General features: G+C 73.8%; 15 protein-coding genes. 14 read left to right on the forward strand and 1 reads right to left on the reverse strand.

Translation table 11 applies throughout. The features are described from left to right. Nucleotides 1-158 precede the first annotated feature (158 nt). From ACZ1IK_RS01970 to ACZ1IK_RS01995, 6 genes are all read left to right on the forward strand, one after another. Complete coding sequence (locus ACZ1IK_RS01970) at nt 159-1,742, forward strand: acyl-CoA carboxylase subunit beta (protein ID WP_465098267.1); 1,584 nt, start codon at nt 159-161, stop codon at nt 1,740-1,742. Beyond that, nucleotides 1,739-2,032 carry a hypothetical protein gene (locus ACZ1IK_RS01975; RefSeq protein ID WP_465098268.1) on the forward strand — a complete coding sequence of 98 codons (294 nt, stop codon included), beginning with the start codon at nt 1,739-1,741 and terminating at the stop codon, nt 2,030-2,032. The genes ACZ1IK_RS01970 and ACZ1IK_RS01975 overlap by 4 nt, the downstream gene beginning before the upstream one ends. Nucleotides 2,033-2,067: 35 nt before the next feature. After that, nucleotides 2,068-3,756, forward strand: a complete 1,689-nt coding sequence (locus ACZ1IK_RS01980) for a DUF885 domain-containing protein (protein WP_465098269.1) — start codon at nt 2,068-2,070, stop codon at nt 3,754-3,756. Continuing rightward, on the forward strand, nt 3,753-4,448 hold the full coding sequence (locus ACZ1IK_RS01985) for a Maf family protein (RefSeq protein ID WP_465098270.1): 696 nt from the start codon (nt 3,753-3,755) through the stop codon (nt 4,446-4,448). The genes ACZ1IK_RS01980 and ACZ1IK_RS01985 overlap by 4 nt, the downstream gene beginning before the upstream one ends. A 164-nt stretch (nt 4,449-4,612) precedes the next feature. Further along, on the forward strand, nt 4,613-6,469 hold the full coding sequence (locus ACZ1IK_RS01990) for an acetyl/propionyl/methylcrotonyl-CoA carboxylase subunit alpha (RefSeq protein WP_465098271.1): 1,857 nt from the start codon (nt 4,613-4,615) through the stop codon (nt 6,467-6,469). Nucleotides 6,470-6,640: 171 nt separating this feature from the next. Next, on the forward strand, nt 6,641-8,086 hold the full coding sequence (locus ACZ1IK_RS01995; protein ID WP_465098272.1) for an MFS transporter: 1,446 nt from the start codon (nt 6,641-6,643) through the stop codon (nt 8,084-8,086). A gap of 123 nt (nt 8,087-8,209) precedes the next feature. On the opposite strand, the gene ACZ1IK_RS02000 is transcribed toward ACZ1IK_RS01995, so the two are convergent. Then, entirely contained in the window at nt 8,210-9,649 is a 1,440-nt protein-coding gene (locus ACZ1IK_RS02000) for an NAD(P)H-quinone dehydrogenase (protein WP_052520048.1), read from the reverse strand. Nucleotides 9,650-9,713: 64 nt separating this feature from the next. On the opposite strand from ACZ1IK_RS02000, the gene ACZ1IK_RS02005 reads away from it, so the two are divergent. From ACZ1IK_RS02005 to ACZ1IK_RS02040, 8 genes are all read left to right on the forward strand, one after another. Further along, nucleotides 9,714-10,559, forward strand: a complete 846-nt coding sequence (locus tag ACZ1IK_RS02005; protein WP_052520063.1) for a purine-nucleoside phosphorylase — start codon at nt 9,714-9,716, stop codon at nt 10,557-10,559. Next, nucleotides 10,559-12,289, forward strand: a complete 1,731-nt coding sequence (locus ACZ1IK_RS02010; RefSeq protein WP_041103882.1) for a phospho-sugar mutase — start codon at nt 10,559-10,561, stop codon at nt 12,287-12,289. Before ACZ1IK_RS02005 ends, ACZ1IK_RS02010 begins: the two co-directional genes overlap by 1 nt. 20 nt (nt 12,290-12,309) lie before the next feature. Then, the gene (gene deoC / locus ACZ1IK_RS02015; RefSeq protein WP_041103884.1) at nt 12,310-12,999 is read left to right on the forward strand and encodes a deoxyribose-phosphate aldolase; all 690 of its coding nucleotides are present in this window, start codon (nt 12,310-12,312) and stop codon (nt 12,997-12,999) included. A 58-nt stretch (nt 13,000-13,057) separates the two neighbouring features. Next, complete coding sequence (locus tag ACZ1IK_RS02020) at nt 13,058-13,363, forward strand: hypothetical protein (RefSeq protein ID WP_041103886.1); 306 nt, start codon at nt 13,058-13,060, stop codon at nt 13,361-13,363. Between the two features lie 78 nt (nt 13,364-13,441). Beyond that, nucleotides 13,442-14,509, forward strand: coding sequence for an acyltransferase family protein (locus tag ACZ1IK_RS02025; protein WP_161787946.1), 1,068 nt, complete (start codon nt 13,442-13,444; stop codon nt 14,507-14,509). Beyond that, nucleotides 14,506-15,444: an arsenate-mycothiol transferase ArsC gene (locus tag ACZ1IK_RS02030; RefSeq protein ID WP_161787945.1), complete on the forward strand. Its 939-nt coding sequence runs from the start codon at nt 14,506-14,508 to the stop codon at nt 15,442-15,444. The genes ACZ1IK_RS02025 and ACZ1IK_RS02030 overlap by 4 nt, the downstream gene beginning before the upstream one ends. A 626-nt stretch (nt 15,445-16,070) precedes the next feature. Further along, nucleotides 16,071-16,958: a nucleotidyltransferase family protein gene (locus tag ACZ1IK_RS02035; RefSeq protein ID WP_070709309.1), complete on the forward strand. Its 888-nt coding sequence runs from the start codon at nt 16,071-16,073 to the stop codon at nt 16,956-16,958. Continuing rightward, a complete protein-coding gene (locus tag ACZ1IK_RS02040) occupies nt 16,948-17,280 on the forward strand; it encodes a PqqD family protein (RefSeq protein ID WP_070709311.1) in 333 nt (110 codons plus the stop codon). Before ACZ1IK_RS02035 ends, ACZ1IK_RS02040 begins: the two co-directional genes overlap by 11 nt.

Below are 17,280 nucleotides of genomic sequence, written 5' to 3' on the forward strand. Positions count from 1 at the left end.
GGGCCGGGCGGGCCGATCCACCGCCGGGACGCGCGAAGGGGCGGCCCGGGCCGACGTCCCCGCCGTTTGTGGGCTTCCTCCAACCGAGGGCGTCCGCGGCGGCCCGTAGACTGGCCGACTGAGCCTCCGCATCTGGCGGACCACCACAAGGAGGACGTGTGACCGATCCCGATCTGACCACCACGGCCGGCCGGCTGGCCGACCTGCATCGGCGGCTCGAGGCGACGGCCGCGCCCGGCGGCCCGGACGCCGTCGAGCGCCAGCACGCGCGCGGCAAGCACACCGCGCGCGAGCGGATCGACCTCCTCCTGGACGAGGGCTCCTTCGTGGAGCTGGACGCGCTGGCCGTGCACCGCACCACCGTGTTCGGTATGGACGCCAAGCACCCGGCAGGCGACGGCCTGGTGTCCGGCTTCGGCACCGTGGACGGGCGCCAAGTGGCCGTCTACTCCCAGGACTTCACCGTGTTCGGCGGCTCGCTGTCCGAGCGCAACGGCCAGAAGATCGTGAAGGTCCAGGAGTTCGCCGCGCGCAACGGCTGCCCCGTGATCGGCATCCTCGACGGCGGCGGCGCGCGCATCCAGGAGGGCGTGGCCTCCCTCGCCCAGTTCGCAGACATCTTCCGGAACAACGTCCTGGCCTCGGGCATGATCCCGCAGATCTCGCTGATCATGGGCCCCTCCGCCGGCGGCGCGGCCTATTCGCCGGCGCTGACGGACGTCGTGGTGATGGTGGACCAGACCTCGCACATGTTCATCACCGGCCCGGACGTGATCAAGACCGTCACGGGCGAGGACGTGGACATGGAGACCCTCGGCGGCGCCCGCTCGCACAACGCCACCTCCGGCACCGCCCACTACATGGCCTCCTCGGAGGAGGACGCGATCGCCTACGTGCAGGAGCTGCTCGAGCTGCTGCCCTCCAACAACCTCGCGGAGGCCCCGACCTTCGAGGCCGCGGACCCGGAGCCCACGGACGAGGACCTGGCCCTGGACGAGATCGTCCCGGACTCCGCCAACCAGCCCTACGACATGCTCGAGGTCATCGCCTCGATCGTGGACGAGGGCCACCTGCTGCAGCTGCAGGAGCTGTACGCGCCCAACGTGATCACCGGCCTGGCCCGCCTGGACGGCATGAGCGTGGGCGTCGTCGCGAACCAGCCGATGCAGTTCGCCGGCACCCTGGACATCGCCGCCTCGGAGAAGGCCGCGCGGTTCGTGCGCTTCTGCGACGCGTTCAACATCCCGATCATCACCCTCGTGGACGTGCCCGGGTTCCTGCCCGGCACGGACCAGGAGTTCAACGGCATCATCCGCCGCGGCGCCAAGCTGATCTACGCCTACGCCGAGGCCACCGTGCCGAAGCTGACCGTGATCACGCGCAAGGCCTTCGGCGGCGCGTACATCGTGATGGGCTCCAAGAAGCTCGGCGCGGACCTGAACCTGGCCTGGCCGAGCGCGCAGATCGGCGTGATGGGCGCCCAGGGCGCCGTGAACATCCTGTACCGGCGCGACCTGAAGGCGACGGCGGAGGCGGGCGGCGACGTCGACGCGCGCCGGGCCGAGATCGTGGCCGACTACGAGGCCGAGCTGCTCAACCCGTACCAGGCCGCCGAGCTGGGCTACGTGGACGCCGTGGTGCCCCCGCACGCCACCCGCGGCCAGCTCATCCGCGCCCTACGCGCCACCCTGCACAAGCGCGAGGCCCGCCCCGCCAAGAAGCACGGGAACATGCCGCTGTGAGCGCCCTGCTGGGTCCGGGCGTCCCGGACGAGAACGACGAGTCGACGCAGGCCACGCCGGCGCCGGCCGACCCGCTGCAGCTCAGCGGCCCGGAGTTGGAGCCGGAGGAGATGGCCGCGCTGGCCGCCGTCCTCGAGGCGGCCGCCGCGGCCCGGGCCGAAGCCGCCCGGCTCGCCGCCGCGGCCGCCGACCCCCGTCCCCTGGACCGCACGCTCCGCCGTCGCGGCGACCTGGGCCTGTGGGCCCGGCCCGGCCGCGGCCAGTGGCGTCAGGGCGCGGGCCCGCAGTGAGCCGGGGGGCGGGCGCCAGCGCCTAGAGTGCCGGTATGACCCAGCACACCTCCGAGGCCGCCGCCGACGGCGCCCGCACCCCGTCCGCCATCGACGCGCTCGCCGAGCGCTACGTGACCGACCTCCTCGCCCTGCATCCGGACACCGCCACCGAGCTCGGCTTCCCGGGTCGGGAGACCGAGTACACGGACTTCTCCCCCGCCGGCGCCCGCGCCGACGACGAGCTCAACGCCCGCCTGCTCGAGGACCTGGCCGCGCTCGAGCCGCAGGATGAGACGGACCGCGTCACGAAGGCGGCCATGCAGGAGCGCATCGGCCTCGAGCGGGAGATCCACGCGACCGGCCGCACCGAGCTGAACAACATCGCCTCCCCCGCCCAGGGCATCCGCGCGGTCTTCGACCTCATGCCCACGGACACCGCGGAGCAGTGGGGCCACATCGCCGGCCGCCTCGAGAACCTGCCGGCCGCCCTGCGCGGCTACACGGAGTCCCTGCTCGCCTCCCGCGACGCCGGCCACGTGGCCGCGGTGCGCCAGGTGGACATCGTGGTGGAACAGGCCCGCGCCCACGGCGCCGCGGGCGGGTTCTTCCCGGGCCTGGTCGAGCGGGCCGAGGCAGCCGACGTCGTGGAGGACGCCCTGGCCGCCCGCATCCGCTCCGGCGCGGACACCGCCGCGCAGGCCTACCGCGACTTCGCGGACACGCTCGAGGCCGAGCTGCGCCCGCACGCCCCGGAGGCGGACGGCGTCGGGATCGACTACTACCGGTTGGCCTCGCGCGTCTTCCTCGGCGCCGAGATCGACCTCGAGGAGACCTACTGCTGGGGCCAGGAGGAGCTGGCCCGCATCATCGCCGCGCAGCAGGCGGACGCCGAGCGCATCCGGCCGGGCGCCACGATCGAGGAGGCGCGCGCGATCCTGGACGCGGACCCGGAGCGCACCCTGAAGGGCACCGAGGCCCTGCGCACATGGATGCAGCGGCTCTCCGACGACGCGGTCGAGGCCATGAAGGAGCACTTCGAGATCCCGGCCCCGATGGACCGGCTCGAGTGCATGATCGCCCCCACCCAGGAGGGCGGCATCTACTACACCGGCCCCTCGGACGACTTCTCCCGGCCCGGCCGCATGTGGTGGTCCGTGCCCCCGGGCGAGGACGAGTTCACCACGTGGGCGGAGACCACCACGGTCTACCACGAGGGCGTGCCGGGCCATCACCTGCAGATCGCCACCGCCATGATGAACCGGGAAAACCTCAACCTGTGGCGCCGCAGCTTCTGCTGGACGTCCGGCCACGGCGAGGGCTGGGCGCTGTACGCGGAGAAGCTCATGGAGGAGCTCGGCTTCCTCGACGACCCGGGCGACCACCTCGGCATGCTGGACATGCAGCGCATGCGCGCGGCCCGCGTGGTGTTCGACATCGGCTACCACTGCGGCTTCGACGCCCCCGAGTCCGAGGGCGGCGGCGCGTGGACCCCGGAGAAGGGCTACGCGTTCCTGACCAAGCACCTGAGGATCTCCGAGGGCCAGCGCCGCTTCGAGTTCACGCGCTACCTCGGCTGGCCGGGGCAGGCGCCGGCGTACAAGGTGGGCCAGCGCATCTGGGAGCAGATCCGCGCCGAGCACGAGCAGGCCGAGGGCGCCGACTTCGACCTCAAGGCCTTCCACACCCGGGCCCTGCGCCTGGGCGGCATGGGCCTGGACACCCTGCGGGAGGCGCTCGCGTGATCCCGCACGACGACGGCGCGGCCGACCCCGGCACGGGCCTGCGGCTGGTGCTCGGCTCGGCCTCCCCCGGCCGAGCGGAGGTCCTGACCCGGGCGCGGGTGCCGTTCCGCGTCGTCGTCTCGGGGGTGGACGAGGCGGCCGTGGGCGCGGCGGCGGGCGACCCGTCGCCGGCGGAGCTGGCGGGCCTGCTGGCGGAGGCCAAGGGCCGCGACGTGGCCGCCCGGGTGGCGGCCGCCGGCGTCGACGCGCCCACGCTCGTGCTCGGCTGCGACTCCGTGTTCGAGTTCGACGGCCGCGCCCACGGCAAGCCCTATGAGCCCGAGGTCGCCGTCGAGCGCTGGCGCGCCCAGGCCGGCCGGCAGGGCGTGCTGCACTCGGGCCACTGGCTGGGCCTGGTGCTGCCGGAGTCCGGGGTCGGGTCCGGGATGGCGGCGGAGGCGGGCGTGGTGTCCGCCGTCGTGCGCTTCGGCGCCGTCACCGAGGCCGAGATCCAGGCCTACGTGGCCACGGGCGAGCCGCTGCACTGCGCGGGCGCGTTCACAGTCGACGGCGCGGGCGCGGCCCTCGTGGACGGCGTGGACGGGGACCCCAACGCGGTGATCGGGCTGTCCGTGGCGTGGCTGCGGCGGGCCACGGCGGCCCTGGGCCAGGACTCCACCCGGTTGTGGGAACCCTCCAACGCGCAGCGCTGATCCGGCGCGACAGGGCCGCGTGCCTCGGAGGGTTCCGCCACAACGAGTAGGGTGCTGGTCAGAGTCGGCGCCGTCCCGCGCCTTTCGCCCCACCGGGTGAGGGGCACGACCCCGGACGTGGCGCCCGCACCCCCAGCCGTGATCGTCCGAGGAGTCCATCGCCCATGAGCATCGCCGACGCACCGCAGGCCTCGGTCGTCCCGCCCGTCGACCCCGCGGCGGAGCGCCGGTTCTCCCGGGTGCTGATCGCCAACCGCGGCGAGATCGCCGTGCGCATCATCCGGGCCTGCCAGGACGAGGGGCTGACCTCCGTGGCCGTCTACGCCGAGCCGGACCGGGACGCCCTGCACGTGACGCTCGCGGACGAGGCCGTGGCCCTCGGCGGGGAGACCGCCGCCGACTCCTATCTGGTGATCGGCAAGATCCTCGACGCCGCCGAGCGCGCGGGCGCGGACGCCGTGCACCCCGGCTACGGCTTCCTCTCCGAGAACGCGGACTTCGCGCGCGCCGTGGCCGACGCCGGCCTCGTGTGGATCGGCCCGCCCGCCGAGGCGATCGACCGGCTGGGCGACAAGGTCTCGGCCCGCCAGCTGGCCACCAAGGTCGGCGCCCCGCTGGCGCCGGGCACCACCTCCCCCGTGACCGGCACGGAGGAGGTCGTCGCGTTCGCGGACGAGTTCGGCCTGCCGGTGGCCATCAAGGCGGCCTACGGCGGCGGCGGCCGCGGCATCAAGGTGGCCCGCACGCGCGAGGAGATCCCCGAGTTCTATGAGTCCGCGGTCCGTGAGGCCGTGGCCGCGTTCGGCCGGGGCGAGTGCTTCGTGGAGCGCTTCCTGGACAAGCCGCGCCACGTGGAGACGCAGTGCCTGGCGGACGTGCACGGCGACGTCGTCGTGATCTCCACCCGCGACTGCTCGCTGCAGCGCCGCAACCAGAAGCTCGTGGAGGAGGCCCCGGCGCCGTTCCTCACGGACGAGCAGAACGCCCGCCTCGTGGAGTCCTCCAAGGCGATCCTGCAGGAGGCCGGCTACGTCGGTGCGGGCACGTGCGAGTTCCTCGTGGGCCAGGACGGCACCATCTCCTTCCTCGAGGTGAACACGCGCCTGCAGGTGGAGCACCCGGTCTCCGAGGAGATCACCGGCATCGACCTCGTGCGCGAGCAGTTCCGCCTGGCCCGCGGCGAGGCCCTCGGCTACACGGACCCGCGGCCCCGCGGCCACTCGATCGAGTTCCGCCTCAACGGCGAGGACCCGGGCCGCAACTTCCTGCCCGCCCCCGGCCGGCTCACCACGTTCCGCATGCCCAGCGGCCCGGGCGTGCGCGTGGACTCCGGCGTGGTGGAGGGCGAGGCCGTCTCCGGGGCCTTCGACTCCATGGTCGCCAAGCTGATCGTCACCGGCGCGGACCGCCGCCAGGCCCTGCAGCGCGCCGCCCGCGCCCTGCGCGAGGCCGAGATCGTCGGCATGCCCTCGGTGCTGCCCTTCCACCGCGCCGTGGTGCGCGACCCCGCCTTCGCCCCCGAGATCGCCGGCTCGGAGGAGCCGTTCTCGGTGCACACCCGGTGGATCGAGACGGAGTTCGCGAACCACATCGAGCCGAGCGCCCTCACCCCGGCCGAGCCGGCCCCCCGCGAGGCACGCCACACCGTGACCGTGGAGGTCAACGGCAAGCGCGTGGACGTCACCCTGCCCACGTGGGGCGAGGCCCTGCACACGATCTCCGGCGCCGCCCAGCGGGCCGGTGCGGGACGACGCCGGCCCCGCGGCAAGCGCGGCGCACCGGTGGCCGCGGCCGTCAGCACGGACGCGCTGACCGCCCCGATGCAGGGCACCGTGGTGAAGGTCGCCGCCGAGAACGGCCAGACCGTGGCCGAAGGGGACCTGATCGTGGTCGTGGAGGCCATGAAGATGGAGCAGCCGCTCGCGGCCCACCGCGCGGGCGTGGTCAGCGGTCTCGAGGTCGAGCCGGGCCAGACGGTCACGGCCGGCACGGTGATCGCCACCATCGCCGACGCGGAGTGAGCCGCCGGCGACGACGGCGCGGAGCGTCGGCGTCGTGGGCTGGTTCCACATGGTGGACGACGGGGACATGACTCTCGCAGATCGGCGCGACGAGGCTTAACCTGACACGCATCTTCGTCTCACATCGTGGTCGTTCGCGACCCCCTGTGCCCGTCATACCAGGGAGACACCATGTCCCACTCCACCCCGCCCGCGAACCCGGGCGCCCCCACCGCCACCCCCGATGTCACGTCGGACGCGGTCGCCGCCGCGCAGGAGGTGCCCCGATCGCGGGTCATCATCGCCTCGCTCGTGGGCACCTCGATCGAGTTCTACGACTTCTACATCTACGCCACGGCCGCCGTCTCGGTGTTCCCGCTGATCTTCTTCGCGGGCGGCGACGACAACACGGCCCTGCTGGCCTCCATGGCCACCTTCGGCGCGGCGTTCGTCGCCCGGCCGCTGGGCGCCGTCGTCTTCGGCCACCTGGGCGATCGCGTGGGCCGCAAGACCACGCTCATCGGCTCGCTGCTGACCATGGGCATCGCGACGTTCCTCATCGGCCTGCTGCCCACGTACTACCAGATCGGCCTGTGGGCGCCGGCCATGCTGACGCTGCTGCGCTTCTTCCAGGGTCTGGGGCTCGGCGGCGAGTGGTCCGGCGCCGCCCTGCTGGCCACCGAGTACGCCAAGGACGGCAAGCGCGCGCAGGCGGCCATGTGGCCGCAGCTCGGCGCGCCGATCGGCTTCCTGCTGGCCAACGGCCTGTTCCTCGCGCTCGTGCTCGGCTTCGACCACGACTCCACGAACCCGGTGCTCGACGGCCCGTTCCTCACGTGGGTGTGGCGCGTGCCGTTCCTGCTCTCGATCGTGATGGTGGCCGTGGGCCTCTACGTCCGCGTCAAGCTCGAGGAGACCCCGGTCTTCCAGCGCGCCCTCGACCGCGACCAGCGTGTGAAGGCGCCGCTGGGCGAGGTCTTCCGCCGCAACTGGTGGGAGCTGATCCTGGGCACCTTCGTCATGTACGCCACCTACGTGCTCTTCTACCTGATGACCACGTGGATCCTCTCCTACGCGATCGGCAAGCCGGCCAACGGCTTCCTGGGTGTCCCCTACGCCGAGTTCCTCGTGCTGCAGCTGGTCGGCATCCTGTTCTTCGCGGCGTTCGTGCCGGTCTCCGGCCTGCTGGCTGACCGCTTCGGCCGCCGCCCCACCCTGATCGTGATCTCGGTGCTCATGGTGCTGTTCGGCCTCTCGTTCGGCCTGTGGCTCTCGCCGGAGAACATGGGCGTGGGCGCGGAGCTGAACGTGCCGCTGATGCTGGCGTTCCTGGCCACGGGCATGACGCTCATGGGCCTGACCTTCGGGCCGATGTCCGCGGTGCTGCCCGAGCTGTTCCCCACGAACACGCGCTACACCGGCTCCGGCATCGCCTACAACGTGTCCTCCATCCTCGGCGCCGCGCTGACCCCGTTCATCGCCGCCTGGCTGGTGCAGAAGTTCGACGTCTCCTACGTCGGCTACTACCTGGCCGCCGCCTCGGCGATCACCGTCATCGCGCTGGCCCTCTCCCCCGAGACCCGCCACACGGACCTCGACACCGTCACCTCGGCCCGCGAGCGCCGCGCCGCACGCTGACCCCGGCCGGCCCCCGGCGCTCCCCCCGCGCCCCACGCCCGCACTTTCGAACGTGACATCGGGGGAATGGACGCTTTCGGTCGTGAGATAGGCCCTATCTCACGACCGAAAGTCGTCTCTGGGTCAGATGCGCACGTGCAGGCGGCGGGCCGCCTCCGCGATCGACCCGGACATGGACGGGTACACGGTGAAGGTGTCCGCGAGGTCGTCCACGTGCAGCTTGTGCGTGACCGCGAGCGCGAGCGCGTAGATCAGCTCGGACGCGCGCGGCGAGACCACCACGCCGCCGATCACGGTGCCGGAGCCCTGTCGCGCGAAGATCTTCACGAACCCCTCCTCCGCGCCGGACATCTTGGCGCGGGGGTTGGTGTGGAAGTCCAGGCGCAGCACGTCCGCCTGGTACTGGCCGGAGTCCACCTGCGCCTGCGTGACGCCCACGGTGGCGATCTCCGGCGAGGTGAAGATGTTCGAGGCCAGCAGGTGCGGGCGCAGCGGCTTGAGGGCGTCGCCGAGCAGGTGGGCGACGGCGATGCGCCCCTGCATGGCCGCCACCGAGGCGAGGGCGAGCTTGCCCGTGCAGTCGCCCGCCGCGTAGATGCTCGGCACGGACGTGCGGGAGACGCCGTCCACGAGCACGTGGCCGGAGCCGGTCAGCTTCACGCCCACGTCGTCGAGGCCGAGGCCCGCCGTGTTCGGCACGCCGCCGACGGCCACCAGCGCGTGGGAGCCCTCGATCGACGGGGTGTCCTCGGCGCCCTCGCCGGAGAGGTGCACGCGCACGCCGGTCTCGGTCCGCTCGACGGACTCGGCCCGGGAGCGGGAGACCACCCTGAGGCCGTTGCCCTCGAAGACCTTCTCGAGCAGTTCGGCGGCGTCGGCGTCCTCGCCGGGGAGCACGCGGTCGCGCGAGGAGACGAGGGTGACCTTGGCGCCGAGGCGGTTGTAGGCCGAGGCGAACTCGGCGCCGGTGACGCCGGAGCCCACGACGATCAGGTGCTCGGGCAGCTCCTTGAGGTTGTAGACCTGCTTCCAGTTGAAGATCCGCTCGCCGTCCGGGACGGCGGTGGGCAGCTCGCGGGGGCTCGCGCCGACGGCCACGAGGATCGCGTCCGAGGTGATGATCTCGGGCTCGGCGCCGGCGTCGGCGTCGTCGAGGGCGCGGACGGACACCTCGTGGGGGCCGACGACGCGGCCCACGCCGTCGATCACCCGGACGCCGACCCGCTCGAGGCCCGCGCGGATGTCCGAGGACTGCTCGTGGGCCAGGTTCAGGATGCGGTGGCCGACCCGGCCCATGTCCGCGTGGACGTCGGCCCCACCGAGGTCGACGCCCAGGTCCACGGAGGCGCCCACGCGGCGCATCGAGTCGGCGGCGGCGATCAGCGTCTTGGAGGGGACCACGTCCGTGAGGACGGCCGCGCCGCCCAGCCCCTGGCGCTCGACCAGGGTCACGCGGGCGCCCAGCTTCGCGGCCACCATGGCGGCCTCGTAGCCGCCGGGGCCGCCGCCGATGATGGTCAGGGACGGGATGAAGGTGCTGTTTTCCTCGCTCACGGGCTCCATTGTGTCCGCCGCGGACGGGAAAGTCCTAGCCCGCGCTCACGGGACACCGCCTAGACTCCACGACGTGACCGACCAGACCAGCATCCCCTCCCCCGACTCCCCCGTGACCGGCGACCATCCGGGCTTCGCCGAGGCCCGCGCGGCCGCCGACACCATCGCCCGGGCGACGGGCGTGGCGGAGCACCGCGTCGCCGTCGTCCTCGGCTCCGGCTGGGGCGAGGCCGCCGGCCTGATCGGCGACGAGGTCGCCGCCGTGCCGCTGGCCGAGGTGCCCGGCTTCCACGCCCCGAAGGTGCCCGGCCACAACGCGGTGATCCGCTCGGTCCGACTGCCGGACGGCACGCACGCCCTTGTCTTCGGCTCGCGCACGCACTTCTACGAGTCCCGCGACGCCCAGGCCGTGGCGCACACCGTCCGCACCGCCGCCGCCGCCGGGGCGCGCACCGTGGTGCTGACCAACGGCTGCGGCGGCCTGGACCCGGAGATCGCCCCGGGCACCCCCGTCCTGATCGCGGACCACATCAACCTCACCGGCGCCACCCCGCTCGCCGGCGCCACGTTCGTGGACCTGACCGACCTCTACTCCCCGCGGCTGCGCGCGATCGCCCGTGAGGTGGACCCGTCCCTGCGCGAGGGCGTGTACGTCCAGTTCGCCGGCCCGCAGTACGAGACCCCCGCCGAGGTGCGGATGGCGCGCACCCTCGGCGGCGATCTCGTCGGCATGTCCACGGCACTGGACGCGATCGCGGCCCGTCACGCCGGGCTGGAGGTGTTCGGCATCTCGCTGGTGACCAACCTCGGCGCCGGCATCTCGGAGACGCCGCTGTCCCACGCCGAGGTCGTCGAGGCCGGCCAGGCCGCCGGCCCGCGCATCGCGCGCCTGCTCGCGGACATCGTGGGGCGGCTCTGATGCCCGCGCATCCCCCGCACGACGACGTCGCCGCGCTCCCGGAGGACGTCCTCGCCCGGGCTGAGCGGTGGGCGGCGGAGGACCCCGACCCCGCGCACCGGGACACCCTGCGCGCCGAGCTCGACGCAGCCGCCGGCGTCGGCCCGGAGGCCGCGGCCGCCCGGGCGGCGCTCGCCGCCCGCTTCGCCGGGCCGCTCGCCTTCGGCACCGCCGGCCTGCGCGCCGAGGAGGGCCCGGGCGAGTCCCGCATGAACCGGCTCGTGGTGCGCCGCACCGCGGCGGGTCTGGCCGCCCACCTGTGGGACGGCGTCGGACGGGACGCGGCCCCGCCGCTGGCCGTCGTCGGGTACGACGCGCGGCGCGGTTCGGCCGCCTTCGCCGCGGACACGGCCGCCGTCCTGACGGCCGCGGGCGTGCAGACCGTCCTGCTGCCGGACCCGCTGCCGACGCCGGTGCTCGCCTTCGCGGTGCGCCATCTCAGCGCGGACGCGGGCGTGATGGTCACGGCCAGTCACAACCCGCCCGCGGACAACGGCTACAAGGTCTACCTCGGCGGGCGGCTCACGGACGAGGCGGGCCGGGGGGCGCAGATCGTCTCCCCCGCGGACGCGGAGATCGCCGCCCGCATCGACCATGCGGCGTGGACCGCGGACATCCCGCTCGCCGAGGACGGCTGGACCGTGGCCGGGCCGGACCTGCTGGAGGCCTACCGTGCGGCGGCCCTCGGCGTGCTCGACGACGACCGGCACGGCCACCGCGCCCTGCGCGTGGTCTACACGCCCCTGCACGGGGTGGGCGGCGCCGTGGTCCCGGGTCTGCTCGAGGACGCCGGCTTCGGCCCCGTCCATGTGGTGGCCGAGCAGGCCGCCCCGGACCCGGCCTTCCCCACGGTCGCGTTCCCCAACCCGGAGGAGCCGGGGGCGATGGACCTCGCCCTCGCCCTGGCCGCCGAGGTGGACGCGGACCTGGTGATCGCCAACGACCCCGACGCCGACCGCCTGGCCCTGGCCGCGCCGGTCACCGACGCGGACGGCACCCGCACGTGGCGGATGCTCTCGGGCGACGCCGTCGGGACGCTGCTGGGCGCGCACGCGATGCCGGCCCTGCACGCGGCGGGCCGCAGCGCCGCGAACTCCGTGGTCTCCTCCCCGCAGCTGGCCGCTCTGGCGGAGGCGAACGGGGTGAGGCACCACGTCACGCTGACCGGCTTCAAGTGGATCTCCCGCGCCCCGGACCTCGGCTTCGGCTACGAGGAGGCCCTCGGCTACTGCGTGGACCCGGACATGGTGCGGGACAAGGACGGCATCACGGCCGCCCTCCTGGCCGCGGAGCTGGCCGCCGGCCTCACGGCGCAGGGACGCGGCCTGACGGACGCCCTGGCCGACGTCGACGCGGTCACCGGCGCCATGCCCAGCGCCCAGGTCTCGGTCCGCGTGGCGGACCTGTCCCTGATCGCCCGCACCATGGCGGCCCTGCGTCAGCAGGCGCCGGCCACGCTCGCGGGCGAGCCGGTCACCGTGCGCCGGGACCTGGCCGCCGGCGGGGACGGGCTGCCGCCGACGGACGCGCTGCTGTTCGCCACCGACTCCGGCACCCGCGTCCTCGTGCGCCCGTCCGGCACCGAGCCGAAGCTCAAGTGCTACCTCGGCACCCGGGACGCCGACCCGGCCGCGGCCGCCGAGCGGCTCGAGGCGCTGCGCGCCGAGGTGACGGCCCTCGTGGGCGGCTGAGCCTCGGTAGGCTGGCGGACATGACCGTCTCCCTCACCACCGCCGAGCTGGCGAAGTACATCGACGCGACCGCCCTGAAGGCCGACACCTCGGAGGCGGACGTGCGCCGCCTCGTGGCCGAGTCCCGCGAGGCCGGGGTCAAGAGCGTGTGCATCAACCCCGTGTGGGTGCCGCTGGTGGCCGCCGAGCTCGCGGGCTCGGACGTGCTGACCTGCACCGTGATCGGCTTCCCCCTCGGCGCCAACGCCTCGGAGGTCAAGGCCTTCGAGGCCCGGCAGGCGATCGACGCCGGCGCGGACGAGGTGGACATGGTCCTCGACGTCGCCGCGGCCCGTGCCGGGGACCGCGCCCGGCTCGTCTCGGACGTCCGCGCCGTGGCCGAGGCCGCGCACGCGGACGGCCCCGCGGGCGACGGCGGGGCGCTGCTCAAGGTGATCGTGGAGACCGCCCTGCTGGACGACGACGCGATCGTCCTGGCCTGCGAGGCCGCGGTCGAGGCCGGGGCGGACTTCGTGAAGACCTCCACGGGCTTCTCCACCGCGGGCGCCACCGTCGAGCACGTCGCGCTGATGCGCCGCACCGTGGGCGAGCGCATCGGCGTGAAGGCCTCCGGCGGGGTGCGCACCCGCGCGGACGCCCTGGCGATGATCGAGGCCGGCGCCACCCGGATCGGGGCCAGCTCCGCGCTTGCTATCCTGGGATCCGACTGACTCGCATCACTTCGGCCGGGCGTCCGCCCCGGTCGGGACCGCACCGAAGGAGCATCACGTGATCCGCAACGGCAAGGCCATCGACCACTCCAACGTGGGCGGCGTCTGGGGTTCCCTGATCGCCTTCATCGTCGCCTTCGGCGCGTTCCTCGGCTGCCTCTACGCCATGGGCTTCTGGACGCTCGAGACGGTCTGGGTCCCCGGCCTGATCGCGCTGGCCCTGGCCACCGTGGCCTTCCTGATCCCCAAGGCGTTCCTGGGCCGCAGCGACACCGTGGACACCACCGCCATCCACACCCGTCCCGCCGTCGAGCACGCCGCCGCCGGCGCCCACGCCGTCGAGACCGGCGCCGCGCACCGCTGAGCCGTCCGGGAGCCGAGGATCGCTGACACCGGTCGTCCGGCCGCCGCGCGCCGAAGGGCGTCCACCCGCAACACGGGGGTGGACGCCCTTCGGCTTGTCTCCATCGCGGCGGTGGTGCTGGGTCACGCGTACCTGACGGACCTCACCTTCAGCCGGTACCTGGAGATCTGGCGGATGCCGCTGTTCTTCTTCCTCACCGGCTACTTCTGGACGCGCGGCCGCCCCTGGGCCAAGGACGTGCGGGGCCGCTTCCGGAGCCTGATGGTGCCCTACCTGGTGTGGGCGGCGCTCATGTCCGTGGCCGCGTTCGCGTGGTTCGGCGACGACCCCGACCTGCTGCGGCGCCTGATGCTCACCGGCTGGTACGGGGGCGCGGACCAGGAGCCCCCGTGGTGGGCGTTCTGGTTCATCTCCGTCCTGTTCTTCACCACGGTGCTGCGCCGATTCCTCGAGCGCTTCCCGTCCGCCGTCGCCTGGGCCGTGGGCCTGGCCGGGCTGGCGTGGGCCCACCTCGTGCCGGACTCCGCGATCGCCCGCACGCCTCTGGGCGTCGGGCTGGCCCTGCCGTGCCTGCTGTTCGTCCTCAGCGGCGAGACGTTCCGTCGCCGCGTCCAACCGCACGTGCGACGCCATCGGACGCTCATCGGCGTCGGCCTGGTGCTGCTCGGGCTGGGCGCGGTCCGGCTGGGCCTGGAGCCGCCCAACATCAAGTTCGGCGGCTTCGGCACGCCGGTGCTCACCCCTGCCGTGGGCGTCCTGATGTCCGCGGGGATGGTGCTCGTGTTCGGTTCCACGGTGGAGGGACTGCTGCGCTCCTTCGCCCGACGCACCGGGACGGGGCAGGCCCTGCGCCGCGTCATCACCGCCCTGGTCCGGACGGGCACGGTGGTGGTGCTGCTGCACGGCTGGGTGCTGATGTGGGTCACGCGCCACGGCGTGGAGGACAACGCCGTCAAGTTCGCCCTCGCGCTCGCCCTCAGCTGGCTGGCAGGCCTCGCCCTGCTCGCCACCCCCCTGTCCAAGCCGTTCACGGGGGCGCGCCGCCGCTGGCACCCGGTGCACCGCCTGCGGCGCGTGGAGCCCCCGCACCCCGTCACGTCCGCGCTGCCGCGCGTCACGACCGCCTCGGAGAGGACACAACCATGAGCCGGGATCATCGCCCCCCGATCCGCAATCCGTTCCTGCCGTCGACGCCGGAGGAGCCCGAGGCGCCGACCCGCGACGGCGGCCACCCGGCGGGTGACGGCGGCGACGCCGGCGCCCCGGCGGCCTCCACGGCGCGGGAGGATCGCCTCGCCGAGTTCCGGCTCGGCCCGGCGTTCCGCCCCCACCCGGCCGACCCCGCCGCGCCGCGGCAGCGTGCGACGCCGGCCGAGCGCGCGGTGGCTCCCGCGACCGCCGCGGCCGCTGAGCCGGCCTCGCCTGCCGCACCGGCCGACCGTGTCCCCGGCCCCGTGCCGAGCGCCCGCGTCCTCGTCGTGTGCACGGGCAACATCTGCCGCTCCGCCTATGTGGAGTACGCGCTGCAGGCGCAGCTCAACGCCCTGCTCGGCGACCGGGGCCGCGCGGAGGTCACGAGCGCGGGCACGGAACCGAACCAGGCGCTGACCGTCCCCGGCCCGCTGCTCGACCTCGCACCGAGCCGCCGAGTCCGCGCCGCGTTGACGCAGCATCGACCGCAGCAGCTGACCGGGCGTTCGCTGGCGGGACAGGACCTCGTCCTGACCGCGACGGACGACCACCTGGACGAGGTGCTGCGCGAGGACCCCGCGGCGGTGCGCCGGACCTTCACGATCCTCGGCATGGGCACCCTCCTGCGCGACCACGGCGAGGAGCTCGCCGCGGCGGTCCCTCCGGGCGCGGGCGTCACCGCGCTCGTCACGGCGCTGGCGGAGCTGCGCTCCCGCCTGATCGCCCACGGGGAGCGGCCGGACGCGGATCTGCCGGACCCGTTCCGCGGCCCCGCCGAGGGCTACGCCGCGATGGCGCAGACCGCGCAGCCGATCGTCGAGCTGCTGGCGTGGGAGATCGCCCGGGCCCTCGACGGGGACGTCGTGGACGAGGAGCCGACGGGCGCCTGACCGGCCGGCGTCAGAGATCGGGGACGGGGCCGCCTCCACTGCCACGCGCAGGGGTGCGCAGCCGGGGGGCGGACAGGCGCAGCCTAAGAATGCGTAGGCGCCGAGGATGGCGAGGACGAGCACGACGCCACCCCCATCTGCGGCGTCGACCAGAGCCACAGGACGGCGCACGCCAAGCCCGCCATGGAGGTGCAGGGCCCGTGAGGAAGACGCACACCGCGGCGGTGACGAGCAGGGCCACCTTCCACCGCCGCGTCCGCATCAGAGCGAGCGGCGACTGAGCCGACCGCGGGCGATGCAGTCAACAAGACCGATGAAGCCCGCGATCCGCGCCCATTAGCGCAACCAGTCCAGGTCTGGGATGCCCTGCGGCAGGGGGACGATCGCGGGGAACGGCATGCTCGGTGAACATGAGAATGGAACTCTGCAGGTGGATCTAGACAGGTCGCGCAGCTCATCGCGAGTCCTGCCACGCGTTCATGGATGGCACGTCAACACGGAGCACCCGGGAGCGTGCGGGTCTCGCGCCGTCAGTCCACGAATCCACCTGAACCCCCTTTAACTTTGCACCGGGCATCCGGCACAGTCACCGCCGGGCCTCCTTTGGGTCGACTAAGCTCGCGGCCATGGGAGAACGAGCGACGGGACAGCGACCGGCCGCCCCGCCGTCCCTGGACTTCGAGGTCCGCGTCCGCCTCGCCCACGCCCGCATCACGCATCTGCTGGACCGGGTCGGCATTCGCGGCCTGCACGTCAAGGGCTACGCCACGGAGCCCGGCGTCTACCCGGAGCACCGCCGCAGTTCGGACGTAGACCTGCTGGTCCATCCGGCCGATGCCACCGCCGTCATCGAGCTCCTGCACGCCCACGCCTGGGAACCGGTCGCTGACTTCTCGGAAGGGTCGATCTTCCAGCACGCGGCCACGCTCTGGCATGACCAGCTGGGGTATGTGGACGTGCATCGGCTCTTCCCCGGCCTCGGCGCGTCCCCCGAGGCAACCTTCGACGCCCTGTGGAGCGAGCACGTCCACCTCGTGATCGCCGGCCGGTCTGTCCCGGTGCCGAGTCCGCGCCATCAGCGGCTCGTCGTGATCGTCCACGCGGCCCGCGACCCGTTCCGCGGTGGCCTCGACGTCCGGCACATCCGGGAGTCCCTCCCCGCCGAGAGCTGGGCCGCCCTGCGCGAAGAAGCCCACCGGCTGGACGCGGGCGCGGCCTGGCACGTCGCCACGGGCGAGGCCGCCGACGGCGTCGACACCCGGCAGCTGACCCTCTTCGCGGCGCTGCACGAGAGCCAGAGCGGTCTTGAGCTGTTCCGCACCCGGTGGCGGTCGGCCGCCACGGTGCGGGAGCGGGCCGCCCTCGTGGCCCGCACGATCCCGGTGAACCGCCCCCATCTGCAGATGCGCCTGGGCCGACCCGTCACCCGCGCGGACCTGTGGCGCGAGCAGCGCGCCCGGCTCGGCGCACTCGCCGGCTGGGCCTGGACGAAGGCGGTGCGCCGTGGCCGGTGAGACCACCGAGGGCTGGGCGCTCGCCCCCGACATCGCGTGGGCCCGCACCGCCGGCGGCCAGACCGCCGTCATGACGCTCGAGGCCGGTCAGCCGCTGCTGCTGAGCGCCTCGGGCGACGTGATCTGGGACGTCCTCGTGGGAGGCCGCACCCCGGAGGACGACCTGGTCGCGGATCCGCCGGTGCCGCTGTCGACGACGGACGTCACGGTCCAGGTGGCGGAGGCGTTCGGCCTCGCTCCCGCCGACGTCGCGGCCGACGTCCACGCCTTCCTCGAGATGCTCGAGGCGCACGGCATCCTCGTCCGCGTGAGGACGGCCTGA

Source organism: Micrococcus sp. CS26 (genome assembly GCF_055522295.1).

Bases quoted from the DNA above. Each gene is read 5' to 3' on its own strand.
- deoC (WP_041103884.1), top strand. From the start codon at position 12,310: ATGACCGTCTCCCTCACCACCGCCGAGCTGGCGAAGTACATCGACGCG.
- ACZ1IK_RS02030 (WP_161787945.1), top strand. From the start codon at position 14,506: ATGAGCCGGGATCATCGCCCCCCGATCCGCAATCCGTTCCTGCCGTCG.
- ACZ1IK_RS01990 (WP_465098271.1), top strand. From the start codon at position 4,613: ATGAGCATCGCCGACGCACCGCAGGCCTCGGTCGTCCCGCCCGTCGAC.
- ACZ1IK_RS01980 (WP_465098269.1), top strand. From the start codon at position 2,068: ATGACCCAGCACACCTCCGAGGCCGCCGCCGACGGCGCCCGCACCCCG.
- ACZ1IK_RS02035 (WP_070709309.1), top strand. From the start codon at position 16,071: ATGGGAGAACGAGCGACGGGACAGCGACCGGCCGCCCCGCCGTCCCTG.
- ACZ1IK_RS01995 (WP_465098272.1), top strand. From the start codon at position 6,641: ATGTCCCACTCCACCCCGCCCGCGAACCCGGGCGCCCCCACCGCCACC.
- ACZ1IK_RS02010 (WP_041103882.1), top strand. From the start codon at position 10,559: ATGCCCGCGCATCCCCCGCACGACGACGTCGCCGCGCTCCCGGAGGAC.
- ACZ1IK_RS02000 (WP_052520048.1), bottom strand. From the start codon at position 9,649: ATGGAGCCCGTGAGCGAGGAAAACAGCACCTTCATCCCGTCCCTGACC.